This window comes from Paenibacillus etheri (genome assembly GCF_001012825.1).
Taxonomy (GTDB): Bacteria; Bacillota; Bacilli; order Paenibacillales; family Paenibacillaceae; genus Paenibacillus_AQ; species Paenibacillus_AQ etheri.
Genome location: NZ_LCZJ02000019.1, coordinates 536,641 through 561,030, shown reverse-complemented (window position 1 = coordinate 561,030; position 24,390 = coordinate 536,641). Strand labels below are relative to the sequence as shown.

The 24,390-nt window shown below is 40.5% G+C and carries 21 protein-coding genes and 4 pseudogenes; 16 read left to right on the top strand and 9 right to left on the bottom strand.

Annotation, left to right across the window (positions count from 1 at the left end; genetic code table 11):
- Nucleotides 1–306, top strand: a 306-nt coding sequence (locus UQ64_RS12050; RefSeq protein WP_209445767.1) for an S-layer homology domain-containing protein, incomplete at its 5' end; no start/stop codon positions are given.
- 81 nt (nucleotides 307–387) lie between these two features.
- On the opposite strand, the gene UQ64_RS12045 is transcribed toward UQ64_RS12050, so the two are convergent.
- From UQ64_RS12045 to UQ64_RS12020, 6 genes and pseudogenes are all read right to left on the bottom strand, one after another.
- Nucleotides 388–1,641 carry a sensor histidine kinase gene (locus UQ64_RS12045; protein WP_060623690.1) on the bottom strand — a complete coding sequence of 418 codons (1,254 nt, stop codon included), beginning with the start codon at nucleotides 1,639–1,641 and terminating at the stop codon, nucleotides 388–390.
- Nucleotides 1,642–1,888: 247 nt separating this feature from the next.
- Nucleotides 1,889–2,524 carry a Ger(x)C family spore germination C-terminal domain-containing protein gene (locus tag UQ64_RS12040; RefSeq protein WP_060623689.1) on the bottom strand — a complete coding sequence of 212 codons (636 nt, stop codon included), beginning with the start codon at nucleotides 2,522–2,524 and terminating at the stop codon, nucleotides 1,889–1,891.
- A 23-nt stretch (nucleotides 2,525–2,547) separates the two neighbouring features.
- Entirely contained in the window at nucleotides 2,548–2,790 is a 243-nt protein-coding gene (locus UQ64_RS31650) for a Ger(x)C family spore germination protein (protein WP_209445766.1), read from the bottom strand.
- Nucleotides 2,717–2,914 (bottom strand): Ger(x)C family spore germination protein, encoded by a 198-nt coding sequence (locus UQ64_RS33085; protein WP_483414285.1) that lies wholly within the window; start codon nucleotides 2,912–2,914, stop codon nucleotides 2,717–2,719. The genes UQ64_RS31650 and UQ64_RS33085 overlap by 74 nt, the downstream gene beginning before the upstream one ends.
- Before the next feature lie 38 nt (nucleotides 2,915–2,952).
- Nucleotides 2,953–4,404: pseudogene (locus UQ64_RS32090) on the bottom strand (spore germination protein).
- A complete protein-coding gene (locus UQ64_RS12020; RefSeq protein ID WP_082651092.1) occupies nucleotides 4,401–5,495 on the bottom strand; it encodes a GerAB/ArcD/ProY family transporter in 1,095 nt (364 codons plus the stop codon). The pseudogene UQ64_RS32090 and the gene UQ64_RS12020 overlap by 4 nt, the downstream one beginning before the upstream one ends.
- A 256-nt stretch (nucleotides 5,496–5,751) precedes the next feature.
- Here UQ64_RS12020 and UQ64_RS12015 point away from each other — a divergent pair, with 256 nt between their 5' ends.
- The 4 genes and pseudogenes from UQ64_RS12015 to UQ64_RS32085 all read left to right on the top strand — a co-directional run.
- Nucleotides 5,752–6,345 carry a TetR/AcrR family transcriptional regulator gene (locus UQ64_RS12015; protein ID WP_060623684.1) on the top strand — a complete coding sequence of 198 codons (594 nt, stop codon included), beginning with the start codon at nucleotides 5,752–5,754 and terminating at the stop codon, nucleotides 6,343–6,345.
- Between the two features lie 377 nt (nucleotides 6,346–6,722).
- On the top strand, nucleotides 6,723–7,310 hold the full coding sequence (locus UQ64_RS12010; protein ID WP_156417522.1) for a glycoside hydrolase family 11 protein: 588 nt from the start codon (nucleotides 6,723–6,725) through the stop codon (nucleotides 7,308–7,310).
- A gap of 170 nt (nucleotides 7,311–7,480) precedes the next feature.
- Nucleotides 7,481–8,208, top strand: a pseudogene (locus UQ64_RS12005) (formylglycine-generating enzyme family protein).
- 218 nt (nucleotides 8,209–8,426) lie between these two features.
- A pseudogene (locus tag UQ64_RS32085) lies at nucleotides 8,427–8,615 on the top strand (hypothetical protein); the annotation flags it as partial.
- Here UQ64_RS32085 and UQ64_RS12000 read toward each other — a convergent pair.
- On the bottom strand, nucleotides 8,573–9,655 hold the full coding sequence (locus UQ64_RS12000) for a GntR family transcriptional regulator (RefSeq protein WP_060623683.1): 1,083 nt from the start codon (nucleotides 9,653–9,655) through the stop codon (nucleotides 8,573–8,575). The pseudogene UQ64_RS32085 and the gene UQ64_RS12000 sit on opposite strands and share 43 nt — an antisense overlap.
- Before the next feature lie 261 nt (nucleotides 9,656–9,916).
- On the opposite strand from UQ64_RS12000, the gene UQ64_RS11995 reads away from it, so the two are divergent.
- Genes UQ64_RS11995 through araA form a run of 3 tightly spaced genes read left to right on the top strand, consistent with a single transcriptional unit; the run spans nucleotide 9,917 to nucleotide 13,694 of the window.
- Nucleotides 9,917–11,524 carry a xylulokinase gene (locus tag UQ64_RS11995; RefSeq protein ID WP_060623682.1) on the top strand — a complete coding sequence of 536 codons (1,608 nt, stop codon included), beginning with the start codon at nucleotides 9,917–9,919 and terminating at the stop codon, nucleotides 11,522–11,524.
- Between the two features lie 16 nt (nucleotides 11,525–11,540).
- Nucleotides 11,541–12,236, top strand: coding sequence for an L-ribulose-5-phosphate 4-epimerase (locus tag UQ64_RS11990; protein ID WP_060623681.1), 696 nt, complete (start codon nucleotides 11,541–11,543; stop codon nucleotides 12,234–12,236).
- 33 nt (nucleotides 12,237–12,269) lie between these two features.
- A complete protein-coding gene (gene araA / locus UQ64_RS11985) occupies nucleotides 12,270–13,694 on the top strand; it encodes an L-arabinose isomerase (RefSeq protein WP_060623680.1) in 1,425 nt (474 codons plus the stop codon).
- 162 nt (nucleotides 13,695–13,856) lie between these two features.
- On the opposite strand, the pseudogene UQ64_RS11980 reads toward araA, so the two are convergent.
- A pseudogene (locus UQ64_RS11980) lies at nucleotides 13,857–14,724 on the bottom strand (family 8 glycosyl hydrolase).
- Nucleotides 14,725–15,269: 545 nt separating this feature from the next.
- Between UQ64_RS11980 and UQ64_RS11975 the strand changes: the two are divergent.
- From UQ64_RS11975 to UQ64_RS11960, 5 genes are all read left to right on the top strand, one after another.
- Nucleotides 15,270–15,719, top strand: coding sequence for an OsmC family protein (locus UQ64_RS11975; protein ID WP_060623679.1), 450 nt, complete (start codon nucleotides 15,270–15,272; stop codon nucleotides 15,717–15,719).
- A 53-nt stretch (nucleotides 15,720–15,772) separates the two neighbouring features.
- Nucleotides 15,773–15,940: a hypothetical protein gene (locus tag UQ64_RS30805; protein WP_156417521.1), complete on the top strand. Its 168-nt coding sequence runs from the start codon at nucleotides 15,773–15,775 to the stop codon at nucleotides 15,938–15,940.
- A gap of 60 nt (nucleotides 15,941–16,000) precedes the next feature.
- Entirely contained in the window at nucleotides 16,001–16,951 is a 951-nt protein-coding gene (locus UQ64_RS11970) for an LLM class flavin-dependent oxidoreductase (RefSeq protein ID WP_060623678.1), read from the top strand.
- Between the two features lie 40 nt (nucleotides 16,952–16,991).
- Nucleotides 16,992–18,020 (top strand): AraC family transcriptional regulator, encoded by a 1,029-nt coding sequence (locus tag UQ64_RS11965; RefSeq protein WP_060623677.1) that lies wholly within the window; start codon nucleotides 16,992–16,994, stop codon nucleotides 18,018–18,020.
- A gap of 92 nt (nucleotides 18,021–18,112) precedes the next feature.
- On the top strand, nucleotides 18,113–18,907 hold the full coding sequence (locus tag UQ64_RS11960; protein WP_060623676.1) for an SDR family NAD(P)-dependent oxidoreductase: 795 nt from the start codon (nucleotides 18,113–18,115) through the stop codon (nucleotides 18,905–18,907).
- Nucleotides 18,908–18,965: 58 nt separating this feature from the next.
- On the opposite strand, the gene UQ64_RS11955 is transcribed toward UQ64_RS11960, so the two are convergent.
- Complete coding sequence (locus tag UQ64_RS11955) at nucleotides 18,966–22,076, bottom strand: hybrid sensor histidine kinase/response regulator (RefSeq protein ID WP_060623675.1); 3,111 nt, start codon at nucleotides 22,074–22,076, stop codon at nucleotides 18,966–18,968.
- Between the two features lie 246 nt (nucleotides 22,077–22,322).
- On the opposite strand from UQ64_RS11955, the gene UQ64_RS11950 reads away from it, so the two are divergent.
- The 3 genes from UQ64_RS11950 to UQ64_RS11940 all read left to right on the top strand — a co-directional run.
- Complete coding sequence (locus UQ64_RS11950) at nucleotides 22,323–23,123, top strand: phosphotransferase (protein WP_060623674.1); 801 nt, start codon at nucleotides 22,323–22,325, stop codon at nucleotides 23,121–23,123.
- 76 nt (nucleotides 23,124–23,199) lie between these two features.
- Nucleotides 23,200–23,553 (top strand): VOC family protein, encoded by a 354-nt coding sequence (locus tag UQ64_RS11945; RefSeq protein WP_060623673.1) that lies wholly within the window; start codon nucleotides 23,200–23,202, stop codon nucleotides 23,551–23,553.
- 70 nt (nucleotides 23,554–23,623) lie between these two features.
- On the top strand, nucleotides 23,624–24,390 hold a 767-nt coding region (locus UQ64_RS11940; RefSeq protein WP_245237934.1), incomplete at its 3' end, for a tetratricopeptide repeat protein.

Here is a 24,390-nt window from a genome sequence, read left to right as displayed (position 1 = left end):
AAAGGCGTTGGTGATGGGAAATTCAGTCCAGATGCACGGATTACAAGAGAGCAAATGGTCGTGATGATCATGAATGCGATTCATCTCGTTCAAGGTGATAACGGAACTGAAGCTCAAATACGTACTCCATTTGCAGATCAGGACCGAATCTCTGATTATGCTACCCATGCAGTAACAGAAGCAGCGAGCAAAGGATTAATCAAAGGAAAAACAGAAACAAACTTTGCTCCGCAGGATGCAGCCACACGTGCTGAGGCTGCAGTGATGATCAAACAAGTTTTGCAATATTTGAAGTTCATGAATTAAATAATTTAAACAGGCTCGGTTCAAACGATAAGTTTGAGCCGAGTTTTTTTTGTTTCGTTGTAGTATGTAGTATCTCCGTACTCAGTCAGTTAATGGTATCGATAGAATGAATTCAGTTCCTTCTTCTGATTTACTTCGTACAGTTACATTACCGTTCATCGAACGAATCAGTTGATAAGAAAGCGTAAGTCCCAATCCCGTTCCTTTGCTTTTAGTTGAAAAATAAATGCTTCCTAGTCGCTCCATTTGCTCGTTGCTCATTCCGACCCCATTATCATTTATTGTTATTATTGCATATTTGGATTGACGCTCGATACGGATGCTTACATTACCTGTTGCATGAACAGTGCAAGCTTCAATCGCGTTTTTAATAAAATTAATGAATAGTTGTTTAATCTCAGTTGGGTTTGCTGATACATATATTTTATCCTCCGAGTGTTGCATCTCCAAACTAACGTTATTCATATTGGCGTATGGCGTTATGATATCTACAATCGAGTAGATCTGCTGTACAAGTTCAATTTTCTCTACCATTGAATGATTTGGTTTAGCTATCGCTAGATATTCAGAAAGAATAACTTCTGTCCGCTTAATCTCTTCAAGGCAAATATCAATATATTTCCGACTCTTTTCTCTTGTGATAGAATCATCCTTCAGTAATTTCAAAAATCCCATAACGGCTGTAAGTGGATTACGGACTTCATGGGCTAGAGAGGCTGCAACATGAGCAATGGTTTCGGATTTTTCACTTTGGAGATACCTCAGATACAATTCCTTGTCAGAAACTGCTTTATTAAAAAGGGAAATTAATATCCAAATTCCGAGGAAATTTTGTACGGGCATAACGAGGATGTTAAACTTTAAATGCTGAATCGTGTATTGATATTCCGTTCCAAACATAGTAACAATAGGAATGATGGAAAAGATTATCCCTGCAAAGAATGTAATAAGTTTTCGGTACTCTGAAAGCCGACGATAAAGGACGGATAAGAGGGCAGATAAGGTAAAAGTGATGGAGAGAATAATAATCGCAGAAACTAGCCCCTGTCCACCTATAAGCAGGCGGTATATTAAAAACTCTACGAGAAGAAAAACTCCAGTAGTCATGCCGCCATACAGCATTCCGAAAAACATGATCACGTAACGAATGTCAAATATGATTCCATTTTGTACACTAGCTGGAAAGGTCATCGACATAAAAAGGCAAATCATACAGGTAATCGTAATGAATTGTTTTGAATAGTTTACGGCTTTGTCACGATAGTAAATCGTATAAAGGACAAAAGGAGTTAGGGCAAACAATAATTGCAGCAAAATATCCTTTACATACAGCATAGTAGCTCTCCCACCAGTTTTAAAAGATTTTGATATACTGTTATTCGTTATAACTATGAATTCTTCCTTCTGTAGGGAAGGTGTAAAAGCACAAGTCATAACTATAGAGAGGAAAGATACATATACAGCAAGAACTATTCTGTGCGTGCGAAATCCGTCGTTCAATCATTTCAAGTAAAAAGGCTGATAAACAACTTTAATAATTAAAAGTTGTTTATCAGCCTCTAGTTGATCACCTCATGTGAGTTTACTGAATTTTAGAAATGCCACCACTGGTCAGATTGACCTTAATTTCGATCTTGTCGATGCTGTTTGAATCGAGCGGTATCATATTTTTATCATTCAATTTATTCCACTCTTTTGGAAGGTCCCGATAAAATATACCCGAGAGTCTATATACATCAGCATTTATTTTTAAACCTTTCAAGTAAGTCCCCATAATCTGATTATTAATTTCTTTTATCGCTTTTTGTTCAAGTTCAGTTCGATTAAGGTTTGAACTTAACTCTGGAAGAGTGCCCTGCATAGACACTTTTATGTCGAAGGCAGGTTTACCATCCTTCATCTTAGGATGAATAGAAGATTTAATTTTGTTCATAACGATCACAGCAAGTACGGATTGTTCTTCTTTGAGAAACAGAGGCGTTCTATGCGTCTTTTTCTCTAACCATCGAACCCCTAAAATATCATTAGTCTTCAGGCAGCCGCGAAATTGTTCATTTTGCAGAAAGCAGATCCCCGTTATGCTAATGTTGGGACTGGTCCAGTCTTGCGAAATTTCAATAAAAGGCAATTGAACCGTTTCGGCTTTCTCTTTCCATTTCCATATAAACTTGTACAGATACAGCGGAGCGATAATTGAACTCTGTTCATAGGTTCGCATGGGACTGTTAAGCTGAGAGTAAACTACCGATAGATCAGCGAATAACGAAATTCATAATATCGATCCCACACGTCTAAAACTTGATTGATAACGGTACTCTCCTTTAGTGCAGCTTCACTAAATACGATCGTTTTCACATTGCTCCAGACAATTCTTTGTGGACTAGTAGCATATAAATTAAAGATTGCGGTATCAAACGAATCTCCTTCTGCTTTGCCGATGAAGGTTTTCTGTTCCTGGGTCTGACCCGCCTCTTTCTTTTGCAATACCACTAAAATTAACCATTTGGATATATACAACGACTTTGTTATCTACATAATCGACGCCTACTGTATTCACATAGATCATATGCTCAATTTCTTTTGATCCCCAACAGCCTGTGAGCAGCATGGTAAGCAAAGCGTTAACAAGAATGCATCGGATCCATTTCATGATCGTTCTCGTCCTTTAATATTCGTGTTGTCCGTAAACTTTCCCTTGCCCCACGGCATTCTGATAATAATCTTATATAATCCCTTCAAGTGAGGAGGAGATAGAGGCGAAAGGTAGTAGGTGCCGAAAGAACGTAAATTGACTATATAGAGGACCAGTGCAAGCAGACATGTCATCGTTCCAAACAACCCCAGAAATCCGCTAATCAAGAGCACAGTAATTCGAAGAATGCTAGCTACGCTAACTAACGATTGGTTCACTAAGGTAAAGGTGGCCAATACTGATATTGCTATCACCACAATCGTACCTGGACCTGCAATGCCGGCACTAATGGCTGCCTGACCGATTATCAACCCTCCTACAACCGATAATGTCTGACCGTAAGCGCTAGGTAATCTCATACCTGCTTCCCGAAAAATCTCAAATAAAATCAGCATCACAATCGCTTCCAATGGAGCCGGAAGAGGAACTCCTTGTCTCGAATTCACTATCGTTGCAAGCAATGTAAAGGGAATTTGATCCTGATGAAACGTTGTGAGCGCGATCTAAAAACCCGGTAAAAACAAGGAAAGCATCACTCCAAGTACTCTTAATAACCTAGTAAAAGCAACGAAAATATTTACCATATGTGCATCTTCCGACGTATTCAACAAAAAGCTAAAGCTAGCTGGCGCTATTATTACTGTAGGTGAACCATTTGTTAAGATCACAAATTTGCCATGAAGCAGTGAATTCGCTGCATAGTCAGGTCTGCCCGTATATGAGAATAATGGAAACAACGAAAATCCAGTCAGACATTCTTCAAGTTGGGTACTGCTCACTAATCCCTTGATTTGAATGTCGGTTAGTCTTGTCTGGATGTCATTTAGAACATGAGAATTAATCGTCTCCTTGAGATATAAGAGATGAACTTCAGTCGCTGTTTGGGCTCCAATTGTAAATTTTTCAACCGCTAATAATTCGGTCTTGAGTCTTTTTCTAATAAGGGCAATATTAGTGAATGATTCTTCCGTAAAGCCATCCTTAGGTCCTCTTGTGGACACTTCCGTATTAGGCTCCTCAGGTTGCCGTTTAGGTGGATCAGCTAATTTCACAACATAGCATTGATTCGATGGCGTAAATAGAAGAAAAAGATCACCATTTAGCACAGTACCTATCATTGAATTCTCAATCTCATTTGATGGAAGGGGGGTTATGTGAAACGGAACTTTTTGCTCAAGATCAAGTTCATGCGATGTGAGGATAGATTCCGGAATCCTTTTTAATTCAGGAATGATGGTTTCTTCCACTTTGATTTCATCGCACAATCCCTGACAATAAACCAGTTGAACAGCATAGTCCGAGTCAGATAAAGAGAGTGTCAGTCTCTTAATGTCTGAGCTTGAACCAAATATTTGTGTGAACACATCCTCGAACGTCTTGGATTCTTTTTGTTCAGGCTCTTTCATGATGTTACTTTCCCCTTTCGTTGAGCCAAAATGATCAACACCGCAACAATTACAGAAAAAGCGAGCACTACCCATAAAGAAAAGGGAAGAACATAGATAGATAACATATTCAGAAAAAATTGGTCGCTAAAAGGTATGGCTGTGAACATTACAATAGCTAAAGAAATGCTTTCAAGAACCAACATTTTCACTTTTTTACTTTTGATTTGGAGTATGTCGATAATAAGAAACATGGTTAGAGAGATTCTCAGAAAAGCACCACTGAACCATTGGTAAACACTAAAAAAGTCTAAATGTTCAATGTATCGTCCAATAGTAAGTAATCTCCATTCTTCATACGCGGGAAATCTGAGCTTTTCAGCCTCATCTGGACCAAATTCAACAATTGCACCAATGATCGGTCCCATGGTCAGACCTAAAATAAGCAGGATCATGAGCATAAACGATAGATATGATAATCGAGACTTGATGTGGTGTTGCATAAAGAAAAGCATAATGACCTCAACAAAACCTGCTCCTACGTACACTGTCCCGTGCCAAACTGGCTGCATACCGTGTTCAAGTATCGGCTTTAATAAGGAATAATCCTTATGAGTTGTGTTAGAGAACATTATAAAAAATCCCAATATAATAACAAAAGGCAGCAAAATACCAGCGGTATTAGCAAGGGAATGAATACCTAAATAAGCATTTATTACTGAAATCAAAAGCAATACGAAAGTAAGGATCAGTATAGGTGTCTGTGGAGAGAAGGTTAGATGTACCCAGTATACAGTGTCTCTAGTTGTAAGCATGCATAAGGCAAACAAATATACACTAGCGACTCCCGCAAGAATACGGCTTACGATAGGATGGTATGCTTTTGCTAGCCAATCAAAAAGATGTTCCTTTTTGATTTTGGTAGTACTAATGTGCAGAATAAAGATCCAGACTAGTGAACATGCCCCAGTAAGCAGCACTGAAATCCATGCGTCACGTTTTGCAGCATCCAATAGGATAGGAATGATAATGACATGATTTAGAAGGCCTGTGCTCAGCATAATAATCATGATGGCTTGAATAAACGTAATTTTTGTTTTTATTTTCCTCACCCTCCTAAAAAACCGGACCATTCGCTTACCTTATAATGCCATTCTTAGAGTTGATTTATTCTCCTATTACGGCAGTTTTAGGAACTGTCAGGTAATGTGACCGTTAGGGATTTATTGTCTTCTATTAAGGAGTTTTGGATAGGGGAGATTTTATATAAAAATCTACTATTGAGTAAGACCTATTTTTAATCTGTATTGATTATCGTATTCTTATAAAAACACAAGAAGTAAAGTCACACATGGTTGGAGTGAGAATATGGCGCGAAATATAAATAGGGATCAAGAATTACGTAAGGAAAGAACTAACGATATATTAAAACATGCCGTTGAACTGTTCGCTCAAAAAGGTTTAGAGGCCACGAAGATATCAGATATCGCTAAAAAGGCTGGGATGAGTCATGGGCTTATATATAACTATTTTAAATCAAAAGAAGAAATTTACGCTTCGCTCATTCATCTGAACTTGAATAGCTTTAAAGAACAACTCGAAGAGCTTTATCAGACCAAGAAACCCAAAGAACTTCTAGAAGGAATTGTTCGAGATTTTGATAAACGGAAATGGAATGAGGCAGGGTTTCATTATTTTTTTGTGGAGCAAATTATAAATTCTGACGCAGTCAATACTGAGCTTAAGGAAGCATTAAATAGAGGCTACGATGAAGTGGTAGCATTCTTGTCAAGAATTTTTAAGGAAGGAATTGAGAATGGAGAATTTGTTCCTGGTGTGCCAGAGTATCATGCGCACTATTTTTTAACCGTTTTACAGGGAACCATTGTTTTTAGTTCTAAAAGTCTGCCCCAGAATATTTATGGTTACACCATGCTAAGTTATCTGTACCCATTAGAATGACTAAGGGCAGAGTGGCATTATTAATCTAAATTTATGAACTACTAAAAGGAGGGCCCTTAGCCCTCCTTTTTTTATGTTTCATTTCCTTTTAATACCATAATCAATCAGAAAAGAACAATACTTTTTGGGGTAAAACCTATAATTTGTGCAGATTAAATTGTAAGTAGCTATGATAAACTTCTTTTTGTAATCGCTTACAATTTTATGAAGGAAGGATGTGGGAAATAGGAGTTCTATCAAACAACAAAAGAAACAACAGACGAAAATACTAGAGGTCAATCAAGTAGTATGTAGTCAAAAAAATCTTAGGAGGTAAATTATGTTTAAGATGAATAAGAAAATCTTGACTGTGTTCTTCGCAGCTACTCGCAGCTACTATGAGCTTTAGCTTGTTTGCAGCAACCACAAATGCAGCGACAGATTATTGGCAAAATTGGACCGATGGTGGAGGAACAGTAAATGCTACCAATGGATCAGGTGGGAATTACAGTGTTACATGGTCAAATACCGGGAATTTTGTTGTCGGTAAAGGCTGGAATACCGGATCACCCACAAGGACAATCAACTACAATGCCGGCGTCTGGGCGCCGTCCGGAAATGGATACTTGACACTCTACGGGTGGACAAGAAACTCACTCATAGAATATTACGTCGTTGACAGCTGGGGTACTTATAGACCAACTGGAACATTTAAAGGCACCGTGACCAGTGATGGGGGCACTTATGATATCTATACGACTACGAGAACCAACGCTCCTTCAATTGATGGAACTGCAACATTTACCCAGTTCTGGAGTGTAAGACAATCGAAAAGAGCGACAGGAAGCAATGTCGCTATCACTTTTTGCAACCATGTTAATGCTTGGAAGAAATACGGAATGAATCTGGGGAGCAGTTGGGCTTACCAAGTGTTAGCGACTGAGGGGTATCAAAGTAGTGGAAGCTCTAACGTAACGGTGTGGTAACAGCTCAATAGGAATAAGACAACGGAAGACTCTTAATTATTATTATTGCTAAGGTCTGCCGGTTGCACAGCCGGCGGCCTTAAATATTCCAAAAGAATAATTTCTTACATACTACTAAGATAGTCGTCACGACTTATTACTTTTCGTATCAGTTTAAAGGGGATAAATCAATGAGAAAACTATTGATCTTCCTATTAATAGCTACAATTGTTGTTATCAGCGCTTGCTCACAAGAAAAGCATGAAAAGAGTGATAACGATATATTTGTAAAGGGCGGCACTTTTAAAACCACAAAGTCCAACTACAATGGTGCAACCATATCGAACTATTATATAGGCAAATATGAGGTAACACGAAAAGAGTGGATTGAGGTAATGGGAAGTAATCCTTCAGAATTCAAAGGCGACGATTTACCGGTAGTAATGGTAAGCTGGTATGACGTTGTAGAGTACTGTAATAAGCGGAGTATAAAAGAAGGTTTAAACCCTTATTACAATATAGACAAGACTAAAAAAGACACAAATAATAAGAGCGATAACGATAATATAAAATGGACCGTAACAATCAGTGAAGGAGCTAATGGTTATCGATTACCGACGGAAGCAGAGTGGGCATGGGTGAATGGAACTGGCCCATCATAGAAAATAACAACAATAAAACAAAATCTATCGGTGCCAAGAAATCCAACGAGTTAGGACTTTATGATATGTCAGGGAATGTAAGGGAATGGTGCTGGGACTGGTACGGCGATATGGGAAGTGATATCGGTTCTTTTCGGCTTGTGAAGGGCGGTGGTTGGATCGGGAACATCACCAACAACGAGATATCTTTTCAAGGCAAGTTCGAGGCGAACGGTAGGGGCCCTGATCAAGGTTTTCGTGTAAGTCGCGGGGAGTAACTGGGAAGGGATCAGTTCTCGTCTTTTTAAGCTAAGGTACATTTTGTAGACATGGATAAAGACCTAACCAATAAGCTGCTTCCGGCACTCTACCGGAAGCAGCTTATTTAATTTTCGTTTATTTCCAACTACAAAAGTTCTTAACTTTTCACGGTATAAGCTTTAGTTTATACATATGAAAAAATATGACCAAAAGTGGATAGTATACCTCTAATATAGTCTATTTGAAAATCGGGGGAGTAACCAAGGGCACCTTTTACTTCGGGGGGAGCAGTCCCACCGTTTATACTCTAAACAATGTCAGTCATGGAACCGGAAATCAAGAGATCCAGCGAGAAATTTATTTATCTATTCAAATTACTACCTATCTCTCAACTACAGTCTCACCTTCAATTAACACAGGCTGATAATAAGTGTTGTTTGGAAGGTCTTTTTTTCCTTGTAATTTCTTAATGACCCAATCCGCTGCATCTCGTCCCATGGCTTCTTGTGGGTGTGTCAAGGTGGTTAGTTTGATGTTCGCGTTTTTGGCGATATAGGAATTGTCTTGTCCAATGATCGATAATTCCTCCGGAATAGTGATGTCCAGCTGTCTGCAGGCATGGACCACTTCCAATCCGACTTCGTCGTTATAACAAACAATAGCAGTGAGCGTATCTCTATTTTTATTCAGAAAATCCTTCAAGTCTGTAGATAACGTCTGTTTTGTCTCCGTGTTGAAAGAAAAAATCTGCTCTGGATAAAATCGTAATTTGGATTCTCCGAGCGCTTTAATATACCCTTTCATCCGACACTTTCCTTGTAAATCATCCATTTTTGCAATGAGCCCTATTTGGGTGTGCCCTTTGGCTATCAACTCTTTTGTTGCCAAATAGCTGGACTGCACGTCATCAAGACAAAGGTACGGCAGTTCTATTTCTTCATAAAAGGCATTAATCATTATAATCGGAATATCCTGTTCCTTAAAAGAAAGGTAGTAAGCAATATTGGGGTTATATAGATTGCTTTTTGTCGGTTCAATAATTAAACCATCTACACCGTAGGACAGCATCATTTCCAGGGCCTTTTTTTCTTGAGCAACATCGTTATTGGTACTAGCTAATAGTAGAGAATAATTATCCTCATTTAGCCGGCTCTCAATCCCACGGATAATGGAAGGAAAGATATAGTCGGAAATATAGGTCGTGATTACACCGATCGTCTTCTTATGGGAACTCCCGCCGGTCTTCGAACGATATTGGTTGCTAACATAAGTACCAGACCCTTTTTCGCTTCGCAGGAAGCCTTCGTTGGAAAGTTCTAAAATAGCTTTTCGAACAGTCTGTCTGCTGACTTCGTACATAGACTGCAAGGCAGACTCAGTAGGTATTTGTTCACCAACATTGTAGTCTCCCGAAAGGATTTTGCTTTTTATATCATCTAAAATCACTTGATACTTTGGTTTCATGTAATTCCTCTTTCCGTACTTGTTCGCTAAGTTATTTGTATATTCGGTAAATTTGTATGTACAAATTATAGCATGACTGAGAAAAAAATAGAAAGGGGCACTTTTTTATATTGTCAATTCATTATTATATCCATATTTGTATGTATATATAACTATTTAATTGACAAATGTACGTACAGAAAATTATACTAAAGCTGTCAATTAAGAAAGCAAATTCTTATCATGACCTTTTAAAAAAGCGCTCTCAGAGAGGTGACGAACGTGATATCGAATCGATTAAGCATCGAGCAAGCGATTAATAAGGGAGAAACTTCGCTTGGTATTGAATTTGGGTCCACGCGTATCAAAGTTGTACTTATTGATCATAGCTTTCAAACGATCGCTTCTGGAAGTTACGAATGGGAAAATCAGTTGAAGGACGGTTTTTGGACGTACAACTTGGAAGATATTATCAAAGGCCTGCAAGACGCCTATCGCGAGATGAAGGAAAAAGTCGCACAAAGTTACGGAATCACTCTTCAAAGGGTTGGTTCAATCGGTTTTTCTGCAATGATGCATGGATACATGGCTTTCGACGAGCACAATGAGCTGCTTGTTCCATTCCGGACTTGGCGTAATGCAACAACAGGTGCGGCTGCCAAAGCATTGACTGACCTGTTTGGGTTTAATATTCCTGAACGCTGGAGCATCGCTCATCTTTATCAGGCGATTTTGAATGAAGAAGAACATGTGCCACAGATTCGTTTTGTTACGACATTAGCAGGATATATTCATTGGCTATTGACTGGAAATAAAGCGCTTGGTGTCGGGGATGCATCCGGTATGTTCCCAATAGATGAAGCTACAGCAAATTTTAACGCATCCATGATACAGCAGTTTGATGAACTTGTTGCAAACGAAGGTTATCCGTGGAAGACCCGTGATTTACTTCCACAGGTGTATATTGCAGGGGAACAAGCAGGTATATTGACCGATGCGGGAGCTAAAATTCTGGATCCATCGCTGCATCTACAATCAGGCATTCCGCTTAGTCCTCCAGAGGGGGATGCTGGAACCGGGATGGTTGCAACGAATAGCGTAAGAAAACGCACCGGGAATGTCTCTGTAGGAACCTCTGTTTTTGCCATGATTGTGTTAGAAAAAGAACTTTCCAAAGTTTATCCAGAAATCGATATGGTTACTACTCCGAACGGAAGTCCGGTGGGCATGGTTCATGCGAATAACTGTTCAAGTGACCTCAACGCCTGGCTCGGGTTATTCCGCGAGTTCTATGAAGCCATGGGACACAAAGTGGATGCCAATAAATTGTACAGCGTGCTATTAAATAAAGCTTTGGAAGCAGATCCTGATGCCGGTGGATTACTAAGCTATGGTTATCTCTCAGGAGAGAATATTACTAGGTTAGAACAAGGTCGTCCGCTATTTGTCCGCTCGCCGGAGAGCAAATTCAATCTGTCCAACTTTATGCGTACGCATATTTTCAGCGCCTTTGGCGCTTTGAAAATTGGAATGGACATTTTGACGAAGGAAGAGAATGTAACCATTGATAGTATTTTAGGCCACGGCGGCTTATTTAAGACTCCGGTAGTGGGTCAAAAAATGATGGCAGCTTCATTGAATGTTCCTGTATCCGTAATGTCGACTGCCGGTGAAGGCGGTGCATGGGGAATGGCTATTCTTGCCGCTTACATGATGAATAAAAATCAGGAAGAAAGTTTAGAAGACTTCCTCGATCAAAAAGTGTTCAAAGATGTTAAGGGTGAAGAAATTCATCCAGAGGCAACCGACATTAAAGGATTTGAAACCTTTATTGAACGTTATAAAAAGGGTCTGGCGATTGAGCAGTCCGCTGTTGACAATTTAGTGTGAAAATGGAGGTAGCAAGATGTTAGAACAACTTAAAGAAGAGGTTTTTCAAGCCAATCTGGAATTGCCGAAACAAGGACTTATTAAATATACATGGGGAAATGTAAGTGCAATTGATCGCGAAAGTGGATTATTCGTAATCAAACCTAGTGGTGTACATTATGAAACAATGAAAGCCAGCGATATGGTAGTTGTTGATCTGGATGGCAATGTGGTTGAAGGAGATATGAGACCTTCCTCCGATACACCTACTCACGCCGTGCTTTATAAGCATTACTCCGAGATCGGGGGAATCGTGCATACGCATTCCACTTGGGCGACCATTTGGGCTCAAGCAGGACTAGATGTTCCTGTCATGGGAACGACCCATGCTGATACCTTCTATGGTTCCATTCCTTGTGCGCGTTTCTTGACGCAAGAAGAAGTCGATCGTGGTTACGAAGCCGAAACGGGTCATGTCATCATCGAGACCTTTGAACAACGCGGGATAGATATTATGGCGGTTCCAGGAGTTTTACTTAAAGGCCATGGACCCTTTACTTGGGGAAAAAACGCAAAATCAGCGGTAATGAACAGCGTAGTCTTGGATGAAGTATCCAAAATGAATTTATATGCAAGAGAGCTGAACCATTTTGCAGAGGAATTGCCACAACGTATTTTAGATAAACATTACTTGCGCAAACATGGAAGAGACGCATATTACGGTCAAAAATAATATAATCATAAAATTACGAAAAGAGGATGAATAATGTCAACAGCAGTAGCAAAGGAATTTTGGTTTGTCGTAGGTTCACAACATCTTTATGGGGAAGAAGCATTGGCTGAGGTTAAGGCGCATGCCCAAACGATGACAAATGCTTTGAATAAAAGCGGAGTTTTACCTTACCCACTAGTGTTACAGGATTTGGCTGTCAGTGCAGATAAAATCACAAACATCATGAAAGAAGTTAACTACCGTGACGAAGTTGCTGGTGTCATCACTTGGATGCATACGTTCTCACCTGCAAAAATGTGGATTCGCGGAACAAAGATGCTGCAAAAACCTTTGCTTCATCTAGCAACGCAATATAATGAAAGTATTCCTTGGGCAACCATAGATATGGATTTCATGAATCTAAACCAAGCTGCACATGGTGATCGTGAATATGGATTCATTAACGCACGATTGAACAAACAAAACAAAGTGGTTGTAGGCTACTGGGAACGCCCTGAAGTCCAAAAGCAACTTGCAGAATGGATGGACGTAGCCGTTGCTTACAACGAAAGCTTCAACATCAAGGTCGCTCGCTTTGGTGACAACATGCGTAACGTCGGTGTAACTGAAGGCGACAAAGTTGAAGCCCAAATTCAATTTGGTTGGACTGTGGACTACTTTGGTATTGGCGATCTTGTACAAATCATTAATGAAGTTAAAGAAGAAGAAATCGACGCCTTGTTCGCTGAATATGCAGAGCTGTATGAATTTGATTATGGTAATAACAGCAAAGAAGCTTGGGAAGCTAGCGTAAGAGTTCAAGCAAGCTATGAAATTGCTATTAAACGTTTCCTTGATCAAGGCGGTTACAATGCCTTCACGTCGAACTTCGAAGATTTGCATGGTATGAAACAGCTTCCAGGACTTGCTGTTCAACGTCTGATGGCACAAGGCTATGGTTTCGCTGGTGAAGGCGATTGGAAGACTGCAGCACTTGACCGCTTGCTTAAAGTGATGAGCCATAACCAATCCACTGGCTTTATGGAAGATTACACTTATGAATTGACGGTTGGTCAAGAATCCATTCTTCAATCCCATATGCTTGAAGTAGATCCTACATTGGCAAGTAACAAACCCAAAATTATCGTTTCTCCGCTAGGTATTGGTGGTAAGGACGATCCAGCACGTTTAGTATTTGATGGTAAAGCAGGAGACGGTGTGGTGGTTTCCATGGCTGACTTCGGTACGCATTACAAACTATTGATCAATGAAGTTACTGCTTTCGAACCAACGGTTCCAGCTCCAAACCTTCCAGTAGCTCGTGTACTTTGGAATGTTAAACCTAACTTCCAAGATGGGGTTAAAGCTTGGATCGAAAATGGTGGCGGTCACCACACCGTTGTTTCATTAACTCTTACAACAGACCAAATTATTGCATATGCAAAACTTGTTAACTTGGAATATGTAGTTATTAAATAATAGCAAAGAAAATTTAATTTACTAATTTATACATCTAAGGGTAAGTTGTAGCTACTTTATACAAGTGTCTTTTGGGGTTCATGAAAGCTTTATTACGATTAATAGGACTCCATTCCTCGACCTTTTTGAGGAATAGAGTCCTATTTTTTTGTTCGATTTCCTTCAATAAATGCGATAATTCCCACTCAAAGCCAGTAAACTAAAAAAGTACAGACAGTTGTCATAGTAACGACGGAGTCCAGTGCGCAATGGTGTATGCCAAAACAAACGGACAAAATACTCTGCCTCCGGGCCATCAGAAGCAAGGGAAGCCATGGCGTTGGTCGCCAAAAGACCTACCGGATGCAGCGCCGGTTCGTCAAATGCCTGTCCCTCAATGGTATACCGCCGGTAATCGGAAACTTCGATATTCCTAAAAAAAGCCTGAATTCGGTTACATTGATCGACCTGCCAGATGTCCTTTTGGAACCAAGCCCAGTCCAGACCGATATTAGCCGCAACCCGGTAAGCATCACTGAAAAAATGGCTGAAATCACCATGAGGCTGAGGTTCTGCTGGGGACCCGTTAAAATTAGCATATTCGGGAGCAAGACCAGTTATCGGATGGCATGCAGTATGCAGATATGTGCGGCTGGCTTTCGCGGCTTCTCGCCAAAACATGTGGTCACGTTCGTCAGCCCACAAGGCGAACAAATCATAGAAATGGGGGAGATGGTAAGACGGATCGCTGAAGGTGGATTCCGGTACGAATTTGATCAATTTCGTTTTCGCGTCCCTGAGAAATCCTTGTACCGTCAGGCTTGCAGTGCCAAGCAAAGTAATTGGCATAGCGACCTTCTTTGTGCTGCATAAACGTCTTTGAGAAGTTCCATAGACGATCAAACTCTTCGTTTTTATTCAATTGAACGGCCATCATCATCCCGTAGGACATTCCTTCGGACCGAACATCTAGATTACCTGTATCCAGAATATAGCTTTTATCCTCGTCCTGCGGATAGTAGATTCGTACGTTCGGATCTCCGTAAAACAAATCATTCTAAGTTTCATCGATCTTATCGTTGATATCAGAAAAGCCAATCTCCTTAAATAAATTGCAATATTCCCCAGTATAAAAAGCACCTTGTTGAGTCATTGGCATCATAATTCCCCTCCTGTGAACATAGAATGCAGTCTATTTTAATAAAAACTAAGGATGGATGGTTTGATTAGTGGCTTTCATGCACAGGCTTTGTCAAGTCATTTTCTCCTATAAAGTTAATCGCTTACAAAGATTATGGTATAAGAACTTTAGGACTCTGTATATATAGCAACTATAGTTTATACCCCATAAAGTTTAGATGTTGCTTTCTCGACCTTGCCAACTCTTTCCCCATGTAATGCTACAGAAGCTCATCTGCTAATACGCTTATGAGATGTTGATCATGATGATAGAGCGTCTTGTGTTAAGATTATTCGAAAAGCAGAGCCAACAAGTAGGCCTGAGCCTGTTTGTTCACCGCATTCTTCTATGTTAGCATGTAAAGTATTCGATTAAAAATATGTCATGCAATTTCAAGATAGGGAGGACATCTAGAAATGAAGCACCCATTTATATTGAATGCCGTATGGAACGGTGGTCGTAATAGTGATGGAACGATTGAAGCTGGACAGCTCAAGACTCAAATCTCCATTCCTAAGGAGATGGGAGGACCCGGAGTTGGAACGAACCCGGATGAGATGCTTCTGGGTGCCGCGGCTACCTGCTATCTCATTACATTAGCAGCTATGCTGGAGCGATCAGGGCTTACGCCTTCTAGTCTGACATTGACGTCAGAGGCTACAGTAGATGTAACAAATAACATTTTTACATATGAGGCCATCAAGCATTCACCCATCATCACACTTACCAAAGATGCGTCACAGGACGATATTGATAAAGCAATTCGTAATGCCCACAAAGCAGAAGGCTCCTGCATGATCTCCAGAGCTGTAGCAGGAAATGTACAAATTACTACAGAGCCAACAGTACTAACATCAAGTGTGTAAGGGTAAGTTCTAATGGAGTTATCCCTTAGGTAATCAGAGAGGAGACGTTAAATTTGAACGTTGAGCCGTATAAAGATTTGATCAAGGATGAACGTGGGAATTATTACGTAGCGGTACAAATAGAGGGCAATGAACTGACTTTGGTAAATGCGATGCTTGAACGATCTTACCAGGACCTAGTGGAATTTAATGAAGAGTTCAAAAAGAAATGCGGATTATGAGCACCAGTTCATCGGCAAATTGATTATGGATAAGCTACGGCACTCGCGTAGGACGTAACCATGACAACGACATCCATTAAGCTTAGCGTATTGGACCTTGTACCTGTATTTGATAATGTGGATGCAAGCTTTGCTTTAGGACAAGCGGTGGAACTGGCTCAAACAGCTGAAAGACTGGGATATACTCGTTATTGGGTTGCCGAACATCATGATATGCCGGGCTTAGCGTGTACCTCCACAGAGGTGTTTTTATCGCATATCGGAGCGAGAACACAGCATATACGTATCGGATCGGGAGCTTTATTGCTGCCGCACTATAAGCCGTTAAAAGTGGTGGAATCTTTTCATTTGCTGGCCAGTTTGTACCCGGGGCGCATCGACCTTGGGTTGGGCCGGGCTCCCGGCGGCGCTGCTGAAGTAAGCTTAGCACTAAGCGGAAATTTTCTCGAAAATGTTTGGAAAATGCCGGAACTGCTAAAGGGAGTCACCGAATTATTGCAGGGGAACTATTCTTATGAAGGACGTCAGATAACCGCCCGTCCGACTCCACCCGAATCGCCAGAGCTATGGATGCTGGGCACAAACAAGAAGAGTGCGGCATATGCTGCCGAGTTTGGAGCAGGTTATGTGTTTGGTCAATTCATGAGCGATGTAGCTGGGGAGGAGATTTTACAGGCTTACCGTGAAGCTTTTACCCCATCTTCAGTTAATGCTATACCTCGGGCCATCGTAGCTGTTGGCGTCATTTGCGCCGAGACGGAGGAAGAAGCAGAGCGGCTAGCCTCTTCCGGTATGACATTATTTCAACAAGAGGGCTCAGCCGAAGAGAAATCTAAGCTTTTGGAACGCAAACTGCTGATAGGCACTCCCCAAAGCATTAAAGAAAAGCTGGAACAGTTCTCTCACTTGTACGGAGTTGATGAATTCATTATCGTTACTATGATTCCAGACTATGAGAAACGGCTGCATTCGTTTGAGCTGCTTGCCCGTGCTTGCTTGAATTTTAACTAGCCCTTTCTTCATGCAATGATGCTAAAGGAGGTCCACATAGATGCAGACTAATACCTCTGACTCCATTAAAATCCCTCCCGGAGTTTGGGCTGGATTAATTCAATTAGGGATAACCGCTCAAGATATAGCTAGTAAAGCAAGTCTTCCCCTGAGCCTTATCAGGGAGTCAGTAGTCACCACAGCCCAATATTTCGCTATCTGGCAGGCATATTCGGATCTCGTTGGAGATACTGCTGAGGGAATCATCAAGCTAGCAACCGTTTTTGAAACCACACAATATCCGCCGACCGTCTTAGCCACTTATCATGCTAAAGATTATCGCGACGCTCTAAACCGCATGGTGCGCTATAAACGAATGTGCCCTCCAGAAAGCTTGCATATCATCGAGGAGGGAGAGTTGTGTACAATCGAATTGAATTGGCAGCATCCCGAGCATTCCGGCCCACCGTTGCTGCTTGGCCTTACACTGGCGTTTTTACTGGAGCTTGGGCGGCGGGGAACTGGTATACCTATGACAGCACAGTTTGTAGAATTTTCACAACCCATAGGGAATTTACAGGTTCTTGAAGCTTATTTCGGCTGTCGAATTCAGATCGGTGCTGAGACTAACCGCTTGACACTGAGACGAAGTGATTTGGACCTGCCCTTTATCTCGTATAACGAAGAGTTGCTAGAGATTCTGACCCCGGTTCTGGATCGGACACTTGCTGAACAGCAGGGCAGTCGCTCCATTACTGAAAGGGTCAAATGGATTATGAAACGCAGTCTGAGCGGAGGGCAACCCGAGATTCAAACCGTTGCTAAAGAGCTAAGGATGAGTGCTCGTACCTTACAGCGGAGGCTTACTGAAGAAAATACAAGCTTCAAGCATCTGCTGACACAAGCTAGGCATGAGCAGGCGCGAGCATATTTAGCAGACCCTTCTCTCGATATTAAAGAGGTGGCTTTCTTAATTGGATATGAAGACCAGAACTCCTTCTACCGTGCCTTCCGTCTTTGGGAAGGTGATACTCCTTCTAATTGGCGTGTTAAACAAGAACTTTGGCGCAAGACGCTAGTTACTGAGTAATCCCGGTAAGATAATATAATATCTAGCCGGTGCACAGAACTGTTCTTGAGAAACTATTAATTAGTTCGCCGTGATAAAAGGAGAAATGAAATATGGATATGGGATTAAACAATAAGACAGCTTTAATTACAGGATCTACAAAAGGTATTGGTAAAGCCATCGCCTTTGAACTTGCCAACGAAGGCGTTAATGTACTTATAAATGGACGGAGTTATGATCAGGTAGAACAAACGGTAAATGAAATTAAAGCAAAATTTCCGGAAACTTCCCCACAGAATGCTACAGCCGATATTGTAGATATGAAGCAAAGAGAAGCTTTATTTGAAAAATACCCCAATATCGATATTTTAGTTAATAATATGGGGATTTATGAACTGATGAGCTATGACGATGTTGACGATGAAATATTTGAAAAATATATCCGTACGAATGTTCTTGCTGCAAATGGATTAACAAAATTTTATTTACCTAAAATGTTGGAAAATAATTATGGTCGTGTGATCTTCATCGCTAGTGAAGAAGCAATTATGCCGTCAGCTCAAATGCCACAGTATGCAATGACAAAATCAATGCTATTATCATTGTCAAAAAGCTTATCTAAATTAACAATAGGAACAGAGGTTACAGTCAATACCATCATGCCAGGACCAACACTCTCAGAAAAGGTGCAGCAAATCATTGATGGAATGTACCCAGATGAAGCGTTGACTTTCTCAGAAAAAGAGAAAAAATTCATGATTACAAACTTACCGCAATCTGAAATACAGCGATTTATCAAACCTTATGAAATAGGCAGACTAGCAGCATTTGTATGTAGTCCTTATGCCTCTGCATTTAAAGGTTCTCCTATCCGTATGGATGGGGGTATGGTTCCGACTATTTTTTAAATGTAGTATCGATACACAAAAAGCCACTCCTTATGGAATGGCTTTTTTATTTGATAAATTATTCACTATTCTCCGGTATAACAAAGGATACCAAAGTGCCTTCTCCTCGCTTACTTTGAATTAAAAGGCCCTGACCATATAATTGCATCAGTCTTCGATGAGTATTAGCCAGTCCGATACCACCTTTAGCTTTCAGGGGAGGTTCCAGCAACAACTCGAGCGTTCTATAATCCATACCTTGCCCATTGTCCTCTACTTCGATCTTTACAGCCTTGTTCAGACGTGTGATACGAATATGAACAGTACCACCTTGTTGACGCTTGAGCAGACCATGCTTAACAGCATTTTCTACCAAGGGTTGGATGGATAGGGGAGGTAACAACATATTAATGTCCGGATCTACTTGCCAAACAACGGATATTCGTTCTGCAAATCGCGTCTGTTCAATATATAAATAAGATTCTACCAACTCTAGTTCATTAGAGAGGTTCACAAGTTCTCCGATGTTTAAAAAGTCAAAGCTGATTCGCAAAAAGGAAGTAAATGCCGTAATGAGCTCTTGCATCTTTTTAGTATCCATATCACTGAGTGCCGCAATAGAGTTCAACGTGTTGAACAAAAAATGGGGTTGAATCTGTGCCTGTAAATAAGCTGCTTCAATACGCACCCGTTCATTAAAAGATATTTTCATCGCAGCTAAGGCTCGAATTCGATATTTGAGTTCTACTGCATCCACCGGTTTGGTAACATAATCATTGGCGCCTGAGTAGAATCCAGTGTAAATATCCTCAGGTTGACTGCGGGCAGTCAGTAATAGCACTGGGAGCTCATATAGGGAATAACGAGCGCGAATCTTTTGTGTTAATTCATATCCTGACATGTGCGGCATCATTACGTCACTAATAAGTAAGTCCCAACTCTTTTTATCTAACCAATCCAGTGCCTCTTGGGCTGAGTTCACTGTGGTAATGAGATAAGGCTCATTTTCGAGGATACCTTTTAACACATTTAGATTAACAGGATCATCATCTACCACCAAAAGATTAATCTTCGCGTCTGTAAAGAGCGGTGGGATTTTTTCAGAGTGAGGATTGGATTGTTCGGAAATACCCCATTCAGCCATCTGTTTATAAATCTCATCAGCCGTATACGTCGTAATAGGTGCAGTCTCTCTAACTATCTGGTCGCTATATGAACCAGCAAGGGGTAGAGCAAAACTGAAAGTAGAACCTTTCCCGGGTTCAGATTGTATGCTCAAGCTGCCACCATGTAATTCTACCAACTGCCGGCTTATGCTTAATCCCAGACCAATTCCACGCCCGTCATTGATTCCATGAGGACCTTGTTCATAAGGTAGGAATACCCGTGTCATGGTCTCTTCGGTCATTCCTACCCCGGTATCTGTCACATAAATTGAAACATGATCGTCTTGTTGCTCAGCTGACACTGAAACAAGTCCTTCTTCGGTATATTTGAGTGCGTTGTGCACTAGATTTAATAATACTTGTACCAATCTTTTCTCATCTGCAAGAACAAGTGGCATAGATTCTGGAATATCCATGGATAACTGTACGGGTTTACCTTCAATCATATATTGCAGCATGCTAATGACTCCTGGAACCACCGATTGAACCGAAAGAGGCTCCTGTTTCAAAATAACGCGATGCTCCTGAAGACGGACAACATCCAGTAGGTCGCCAAGCATATGGGACATACGGCGGCTGATGGTAATCAGCAACTCCATATCCTGCCGGCTACTGTCGTAGAGCCTATCCTTTTCCTTCGTTACTATATTTTGCGCGATATTCATAATCCCATGAAGCGGTGTTCGCAGCTCGTGAGAGGTATTGGCGAGAAACTGATCCTTGAGTTTGTCTGCTTTTTTCAGCTGCTCATTTAACTCCATGTTCTCTTTGGCATTCTGAAAATACTTTTTAAACCAATAAGCTGAGAAGCCGACGATGGCAGCAATAATATCCAAAGGATAGTAGACAATTGAATAGTGTCCGCTACTATCCCACAAATTCCATAACAAATTAGAAATGATCGCCGCACCTGATAACAGCAGAAAAACAACATCTTTATCATCTTTCTTTTTGAAGAATAAGCGCCCCAAGCTATAAATTAACCAGATGAAGGGAATATACTGAAACACTTGAATGATTCCCCAGTGAATCGATGTACTGACCAAATAAGCAGGAACGATAAAAATAAATAAGGTATAAAGAAAAAGACACCATGTGTAAGCATGTAACCATTTGTTGACTTCGGTACCTGAGGTGAATTTCCTGAAAACAAGCAGAATAAAAAGATTTTGCCACAAGAAAGCGATTAAACGGATTTTTAATGACCAAGTGTAATTAATCGGCAGTAATGCAAGAACTAAGTTGTCATTTCGGGCTAAAAGGATAACAGCTACAGATAATGTCATTAGCCCCACAAGAAACAGGGCACGTTCTTTAGGATTAAATAAATACAGAATACAGGCATAGAGCCCGTGTAGTAGCAGGATGATTGCAGTAAGCATTTGAAATCCTATAGTATAAAAATTAGTCCGGTTAACCACTTCCTGAGAGCCAAAGAAAATAGGCCCGTTAATACCGCCTTTATAGGGGTGATCAAAGTTTGCTACGTGAATAAGTACTTCTATGACTGACGTATTTTTTGAAAAATAAGATGTTGTATATGAGGTCGTTTTTGGTACATATGTATCGTCATCAAGAGCAATTTCCCCATTATTCTGAATAGGAGTGCCGTTAATTTCCACACTGGAGGCGGAATAAATTTGTTTAATCCACAACGAGACAGGCTGCTGAAGCGGTTCTACCAAAATACGCAGACGGTAAGTACCGTATCCATAGGAAGAATTGTGATCGCTTCCCATGGCGTGGCTCCAATTCCCAGGAACTTTAAGCGATTGGGACAGCTTTGGTAAAGTAGAAGTCTTGGACGAAACAAATTCAGAAGGGTAGAAGATCCAATCTCCATCTAGCCTGAATAGGTTAGCTTTCTCCAGATCATGGCCGCGTAAATCCAGTACACCGTTGTTAATCACAGGTACATTGTTGGAAATCTTAAATATACTAAACCAAATGCAGCGTAGGCCAAAGAGAATACTGATAAAAAGTAGAATGATAGCTAATTTGTTTAGGATAGTATTATTTTTCATGAGAACATTATAGCAAATAATTCTAATTCTTGAAGGTGAAATGGATTTATTTATATAAGAAGGAGCAGTTATGATTAGAGATTTTGAAGAACAGGATTCAGATGCAGTATGAGGACAGTTTAGTTATAATTGTTCTCTATAAACAATAACTTGTAAATTTTGTTATTATTAGATGGGTAGTTCTCATCGCTAACAGGTCAAAAATCTGAAATTGACATTGCACTGAAAAGAGAAGGAATGAACCTAATGCCTCAGGAAGAAGTGTTAAAAGGCGGTAATGTAAATCATATAGTCCGTATGGCGAACACTGTTCGCCGCCCTATAGGTTATTGGAGTCCGAATGTTCATGAACTACTCAAACATTTGGAAAAACAAGGCTATGAGGGAGCACCAAGATTCCTCGGAATTGATGATTCTGGTCGTGAAATATTGACATTTATTTCTGGAGAAGTTCCAGGAAATAATTATCCAAACCTTGAACCTTATATGTGGTCGGACGAAACGCTTGTGGGTTTGGCACGCCTTATGCGTCGTTTCCATGATGTGACTAAAGTCTTTAATCCTAATAAGGAGGACAGATGGCAGCTTAGCTATGCCGACTATGCCGAACATGAAGTGATCTGTCACAATGACGCAGCGTTGTATAATGTTGTTTTTCAAAAGGAGGCTCCTGTGGCGCTGATTGATTTTGACATGGCAGGTCCAGGTCCGCGTATGTGGGACATTGCGTACACCCTTTTCACATCTGTTCCACTTGCGAGTTTCGCACCTGACCATACTTCTGGTACCACAGTTGCATACCAATATGAAATACATGCCGTAGAGCGGCTTCGGCGAATTCATTTGTTTTTTGAAGCTTATGGAATTCCCGTCCCAAATAATCTGCGACAGTGGATTATACAACGTTTGATAGTACTGTGTGATACGTTGAGAAATGGTGCTGCCGATGGGAATCCTGCTTTTCAGAAAATGGTTGATGAGGGTCACTTGGCCCACTATGAGAGTGAGATTCGTTTTGTAACAGATCATTTCAAAGATTGGATATGAAAATCGGATATTTCGCACACGGACAGGATAATTGAATAAAATCAAAAAAGTATACCATTAGAATTGAGGTCTTAGAATGAGAGTAAAACGAATTGTCGCCAATATTAATACGCTGAATGTTTCGGAAGCAAAAAGCTTTTACCAGGACATGCTCGAGCTTGATTTATTGATGGATCATGGTTGGATTGAAACATACGGCTTACTCGGGAAGGAAAACATTCAAATAAGCTTCGCCTCACAGGGCGGCTCCAATACGCCTACTCCTGATCTATCCATTGAAGTTGATGATGTCGATGCGGTGTTTGAACGTATGAAGAGTGCTGGATACACAATAGAATATGGACCTGTTGATGAGCCTTGGGGAGTTCGGCGATTCTATGTCCGCGACCCCTTTGGCAAACTTATCAACATCCTTGCTCATGGACATTAGTTCAACGGTCACGGTGTGCAGAAATCCAGATTGTTATTTAACATTTGAGTGAATTGACAGGAGGAACCAGTTGAATATTAACCAGAAAGCCATCGAATATTTGGAACGTAATGAATATGATGCAGCCTTTGCTCTTTTCAAAGAAGCTTTGAATGAATCGAGAAATGTTCAGTCTCTAACGAACCTTGCTTGGATTTATTATCACGAAGAAAGTGACGCAGAATCTGCTCTGAAATTAGTTGAAGAAGCAATTATTCTAAATCCAGATTCGCATTTTCCTTACAACCTTTTAGGTGAAATAAATGTTGCGTTGGAAAGATGGGAAGATGCCTCGAGTGTATTGTCGAACTCTATCGCAATCGAACCTTCCAAAGAAGCATATAATAATTTAGCCATAGCTAAATATCATCTTGGGGAATTGGATGAAGCTTCAGCTTTATTTCTAAAAAGTGCCGAGCCTTCTGATTACGCAATGTATAGTCACATAAAATGTTTAATCGATATCGGTAGAGTGACCGAAGCAAAATGTAAATTGGATGCCTTTTCGGAAAGTGACGATGAATTCGTTGGAGAAGTTCATGTTGCTGAACTGTACAATGAGTTGCAATGTTTTTCTGAGGCAGTCCGTTGGTTTGAAAAATCATGGGATACATATTATAAGAATCCAGATTGGATCTGTAGGTATATTTATTCATTAGTAAAAACAAATTCATTGAATCGTGCGGTTAAAATAGCGAACGAATGTATTCAATTAAAAATAAACGATATTCAGGAAGAACACGTAGTTCAATGCGATGAAGATTGGACAGAGAACGAACAAGCCACATACATTAAACA

Coding starts and splice junctions, on each gene's coding strand:
- UQ64_RS12045 (WP_060623690.1), bottom strand. CDS start 1,641: ATGCTGTATGTAAAGGATATTTTGCTGCAATTATTGTTTGCCCTAACT.
- UQ64_RS12040 (WP_060623689.1), bottom strand. CDS start 2,524: ATGCGAACCTATGAACAGAGTTCAATTATCGCTCCGCTGTATCTGTAC.
- UQ64_RS33085 (WP_483414285.1), bottom strand. CDS start 2,914: ATGCTGCTCACAGGCTGTTGGGGATCAAAAGAAATTGAGCATATGATC.
- UQ64_RS12015 (WP_060623684.1), top strand. CDS start 5,752: ATGGCGCGAAATATAAATAGGGATCAAGAATTACGTAAGGAAAGAACT.
- UQ64_RS12010 (WP_156417522.1), top strand. CDS start 6,723: ATGAGCTTTAGCTTGTTTGCAGCAACCACAAATGCAGCGACAGATTAT.
- UQ64_RS12000 (WP_060623683.1), bottom strand. CDS start 9,655: ATGAAACCAAAGTATCAAGTGATTTTAGATGATATAAAAAGCAAAATC.
- UQ64_RS11990 (WP_060623681.1), top strand. CDS start 11,541: ATGTTAGAACAACTTAAAGAAGAGGTTTTTCAAGCCAATCTGGAATTG.
- araA (WP_060623680.1), top strand. CDS start 12,270: ATGTCAACAGCAGTAGCAAAGGAATTTTGGTTTGTCGTAGGTTCACAA.
- UQ64_RS11975 (WP_060623679.1), top strand. CDS start 15,270: ATGAAGCACCCATTTATATTGAATGCCGTATGGAACGGTGGTCGTAAT.
- UQ64_RS11970 (WP_060623678.1), top strand. CDS start 16,001: ATGACAACGACATCCATTAAGCTTAGCGTATTGGACCTTGTACCTGTA.
- UQ64_RS11965 (WP_060623677.1), top strand. CDS start 16,992: ATGCAGACTAATACCTCTGACTCCATTAAAATCCCTCCCGGAGTTTGG.
- UQ64_RS11960 (WP_060623676.1), top strand. CDS start 18,113: ATGGATATGGGATTAAACAATAAGACAGCTTTAATTACAGGATCTACA.
- UQ64_RS11955 (WP_060623675.1), bottom strand. CDS start 22,076: ATGAAAAATAATACTATCCTAAACAAATTAGCTATCATTCTACTTTTT.
- UQ64_RS11950 (WP_060623674.1), top strand. CDS start 22,323: ATGCCTCAGGAAGAAGTGTTAAAAGGCGGTAATGTAAATCATATAGTC.
- UQ64_RS11945 (WP_060623673.1), top strand. CDS start 23,200: ATGAGAGTAAAACGAATTGTCGCCAATATTAATACGCTGAATGTTTCG.